The organism is Pseudomonadota bacterium, from assembly GCA_026388315.1.
In the GTDB taxonomy this organism is placed as follows: Bacteria; Desulfobacterota; Syntrophorhabdia; order Syntrophorhabdales; family Syntrophorhabdaceae; genus MWEV01.
The window spans coordinates 1-3600 of record JAPLKA010000064.1; the positions used below are offsets into that span (position 1 = coordinate 1).

Here is a 3600-nt window from a genome sequence, read left to right on the forward strand (position 1 = left end):
AAATCTCAAGGGTGTCAAAATGATGAGGTCGGCAGGGATTAATGTATATGACCTGCTGAACCATGAGCATGTGGTTATTTTAGAACCATCTGTTAGAATGATTGAAGAGGCATTGTTATCATAATGGATATGTATCGGATTATAAAGAGATCGCTAATCACGGAAAAAAGTACCATCGCGAAGGATGAAAACAACAAGCACGTATTTGAAGTTGATCGCAGGGCGAACAAGATTCAGATCGGGATGGCAGTTGAAAAAGTCTTTAAAGTCAAGGTAATGGATGTTCATGTCATGAATGTTCGCGGAAAGAAAAAGAGGGTTGGGAAAATTCTGGGTGAGAAGCGGTCCTGGAAGAAGGCGGTTGTTACTCTTGCCCCCGGCAGTAGAATTGAAATCTTTGAAGGCGTATAATCAGCATAAGGGAAAAGGATGACGTTGGATGGCTATCAGAAAGTATAAACCTACATCTTCAGACGTGTTCGGACTTTGAGGAGATTACCTCAGCGGTTCCTGAAAAGAGTCTTCTGTCTCCTCTGAAAAAGACGGGGGGGCGCAACAGTTATGGAAGGATTACGAGCCGGCATATTGGAGGGGGTCACAAGAGAAGGTACAGATTGGTTGATTTCAGGCGAGATAAAACCGAAATTCCTGCCAAAGTAGCCTCAATAGAATATGATCCGAACCGCACATCACGCATTGCGCTGTTGAATTATGTTGATGGTGAGAAAAGGTACATCATTGCCCCTTTGAAATTAGGGGTGGGAGATGTTGTCATCAGCGGGGAAAAGGCGGATATCAAACCGGGCAACACCATTCCCCTGAAAAACATCCCATTAGGTTCCCTGTTGCATAACCTTGAGCTCAAGATAGGCCGGGGCGGGCAGCTCATCAGATCCGCCGGGTCTTATGGACAACTTATGGCCAAGGAAGAAGGGTATGCCCAGGTTCGTCTTCCCTCCGGGGAAGTGAGAAAGGTCTTGCTTGAATGTAAGGCAACTATCGGGCAGGTTGGCAATATTGATTATGAAAATTTAAGTATCGGCAAAGCCGGCAGGTCGAGATGGATGGGACGGCGTCCCAAGGTAAGGGGTGTGGCCATGAACCCGGTGGATCATCCCATGGGTGGGGGTGAAGGTAAGTCATCGGGAGGAAGGCATCCCTGCACGCCGTGGGGGATTCCGACCAAGGGTCATAAGACGCGGAAAAACAAGAATACCGATAAATATATTGTGAAGAGAAGGGGTTAAAAGGTGGCACGTTCAGTTAAAAAGGGAGCTTATGTTAATGAAAAGCTTTTGGAAAAGGTCAGGAAAGCTGAGGAATCGGGAAGCAAGAGCGTTATTAAAACCTGGTCTCGCCGTTCCACCGTTACCCCTGAATTGATAGGGCAAACCTTTGCAGTACATAATGGGAAAAAGTTTATTCCGGTTTTTGTGACTGAGAACATGGTGGGACATAAACTCGGTGAATTTGCACCGACAAGGACATTTTACAGTCATGCAGGTGATCGAAAATCAAAGCTACGCAAATGATGAACCGGTAGCTGAGATAAGCGGTTTGGAGTTTTAATGATATGGAAGCAAAAGCGATAGCCAAATATATACGGATTTCTCCTCAGAAGGCACGATTGGTTGTGGACCTGGTGAGGGGGAAAAAAGTTGAAGAAGCCAGAAGCATCCTTCAATATACAAGAAAGTATGCTGCTGGCATTGTCTCGAAGGTGTTAAAATCCGCTGTAGCCAACGCCAGGCAGAATCCAAATATAGACGAAAGTGTCCTGTATGTGAAGGAGATTTTTGTGGATCAGGGGCCCTCTCTGAAACGATGGAGAGCGAGGGCGCAGGGCAGAGCGGCAGCGATCAAGAAGAGAATGAGTCACATAACCGTTATCTTGGATGAAGAGTAATTTTTTGAGGAGGTGAAAGGTTGGGGCAGAAGGTTAACCCGATCGGCTTTAGAGTTGGTATTACCAAGACATGGCGATCCCAATGGTTTGCGGAGAGGACTTACAGCAGATTGGTTCATGAGGATATTCATATCCGGAGATATCTCAAAAAGAAGCTTTATCATGCAGGTATTTCCAGGATAGAGATAGAGAGGGCTGCCAACAAAGCCAAGGTCAACATTTATGCAGCCCGGCCTGGAATCATCATCGGTAAGAAAGGTTCAGAAATTGAGAAACTGAAGAAGGATCTCGAAAAGGTCTCCAAGAGCGAGATCATTATCAACATTCTTGAGGTACGCAAACCTGAGATCGATGCGCAGCTTGTTGCGGAGAATATTGCTCTTCAGCTTGAGCGGCGCGTTGCCTTCAGGAGGGCCATGAAGAAGTGTGTAACCTCCGCCTTGAAGTTTGGTGCCAAGGGAATCAGGGTAAGCTGTGCTGGTCGACTTGGCGGAGCAGAGATGGCGAGATCAGAATGGTATAGAGAGGGAAGGGTGCCTCTTCATACCATTCGTGCAGATATTGATTGGGGATTCACTGAGGCTCATACAGCATATGGGTTGATCGGTGTAAAGGTATTGATTTTTCACGGTGAGGTATTGCCGGGGAAGAAGGTAGCTTAAACGGTAATGTGAAGTCATTTTGATGTGGAAATGAAGGTTGTATAACCATGTTAATGCCAAAAAGAGTGAAGTACAGAAAAATGCAGCGAGGCCGCATGGGTGGTAAGGCCACAAGGGGTAGTCATGTTTCCTTTGGTGAGTATGGCCTTCAGGCTACGGAGTGCGGCTGGATTACAGCCAGACAGATAGAGGCTGCCCGTATTGCCATGACAAGACATGTAAAAAGGGGTGGAAAGATCTGGATCAGGATATTCCCTCACAAGTCAACCACCAAAAAACCCGCTGAAACACGTATGGGCAAAGGGAAAGGCGCCCCCGAAGAATGGGTGGCGGTCGTAAAACCGGGGATGGTTCTCTATGAAATGGAAGGAGTTTCACCGGATGTCGCCCGTGAAGCTTTCAGACTGGCATCACATAAGCTTCCCATTGCAACGAAGTTTCTTACAAGGGGGATAGCTGGTGAAAACTAAAGAGGTTAAAGATCTTAGTACGGACGAATTGAAGCAGAAGGATAGAGATCTTGCCGAAGAACTTTTCAGGCTTCGGATACGTCACGCTTCGGGACAGTTGGAATCTCCTGCCATGATGAAGAATCTCAGAAAGGATATCGCTCGTCTCAAAACGGTATTGAGGCAGAGGGAGGGACAATAGATATGGATCAACGTGGCAATAAAAGAACCATCAAGGGTGTCGTGGTTAGCAATAAAATGGACAAGACCGTCGTTGTTCGCGCAGAGAGGCTGGTCAAGCACCCCGCATTTCATAAGTACTTGAGGAGATATGTGAGGTATAAGGCCCACGATGAGACCAACATCTGTAATATAGGGGATAAGGTCCTAATTGTCGAATCGCGGCCACTGAGCAAAGAGAAGCGCTGGCGGATGCGGGCGATCCTTGAGAAGGCAAAATAGTTACCGGTGGCCGGAAGATGTTCCGACCACTGAGTAAGAGGCGGGTGTTATTATGATACAGATGCAAACCATTTTAAATGTAGCAGATAATTCGGGTGCAAAGAAAGTTGCGTGCATTAAG

Annotated in this window: 8 protein-coding genes and 1 pseudogene; all 9 read left to right on the forward strand. The window is 46.7% G+C overall.

The window, feature by feature from the left end:
- Positions 1–123 precede the first annotated feature (123 nt).
- Positions 124–411 (forward strand): 50S ribosomal protein L23, encoded by a 288-nt coding sequence (gene rplW / locus NTX75_09735; GenBank protein MCX5816503.1) that lies wholly within the window; start codon positions 124–126, stop codon positions 409–411.
- A gap of 28 nt (positions 412–439) precedes the next feature.
- Positions 440–1247, forward strand: a pseudogene (gene rplB / locus NTX75_09740) (50S ribosomal protein L2).
- A 3-nt stretch (positions 1248–1250) separates the two neighbouring features.
- Positions 1251–1532, forward strand: coding sequence for a 30S ribosomal protein S19 (gene rpsS, locus NTX75_09745; protein ID MCX5816504.1), 282 nt, complete (start codon positions 1251–1253; stop codon positions 1530–1532).
- A gap of 41 nt (positions 1533–1573) precedes the next feature.
- Complete coding sequence (rplV, locus tag NTX75_09750; GenBank protein ID MCX5816505.1) at positions 1574–1906, forward strand: 50S ribosomal protein L22; 333 nt, start codon at positions 1574–1576, stop codon at positions 1904–1906.
- 20 nt (positions 1907–1926) lie between these two features.
- Positions 1927–2568 carry a 30S ribosomal protein S3 gene (gene rpsC / locus NTX75_09755; GenBank protein MCX5816506.1) on the forward strand — a complete coding sequence of 214 codons (642 nt, stop codon included), beginning with the start codon at positions 1927–1929 and terminating at the stop codon, positions 2566–2568.
- 47 nt (positions 2569–2615) lie between these two features.
- Complete coding sequence (gene rplP, locus NTX75_09760) at positions 2616–3038, forward strand: 50S ribosomal protein L16 (GenBank protein ID MCX5816507.1); 423 nt, start codon at positions 2616–2618, stop codon at positions 3036–3038.
- Positions 3028–3219 carry a 50S ribosomal protein L29 gene (gene rpmC / locus NTX75_09765; protein ID MCX5816508.1) on the forward strand — a complete coding sequence of 64 codons (192 nt, stop codon included), beginning with the start codon at positions 3028–3030 and terminating at the stop codon, positions 3217–3219. The genes rplP and rpmC overlap by 11 nt, the downstream gene beginning before the upstream one ends.
- A gap of 2 nt (positions 3220–3221) precedes the next feature.
- The gene (rpsQ, locus tag NTX75_09770) at positions 3222–3479 is read left to right on the forward strand and encodes a 30S ribosomal protein S17 (protein MCX5816509.1); all 258 of its coding nucleotides are present in this window, start codon (positions 3222–3224) and stop codon (positions 3477–3479) included.
- Positions 3480–3531: 52 nt separating this feature from the next.
- Positions 3532–3600: uL14 family ribosomal protein (locus NTX75_09775; GenBank protein ID MCX5816510.1), on the forward strand; the 69-nt coding region annotated here is incomplete at its 3' end.

Excerpts from the sequence above, each read along its gene's own strand:
- rplW (MCX5816503.1), top strand. The coding sequence starts at position 124 with ATGGATATGTATCGGATTATAAAGAGATCGCTAATCACGGAAAAAAGT.
- rpsQ (MCX5816509.1), top strand. The coding sequence starts at position 3,222 with ATGGATCAACGTGGCAATAAAAGAACCATCAAGGGTGTCGTGGTTAGC.
- rplP (MCX5816507.1), top strand. The coding sequence starts at position 2,616 with ATGTTAATGCCAAAAAGAGTGAAGTACAGAAAAATGCAGCGAGGCCGC.
- rplV (MCX5816505.1), top strand. The coding sequence starts at position 1,574 with ATGGAAGCAAAAGCGATAGCCAAATATATACGGATTTCTCCTCAGAAG.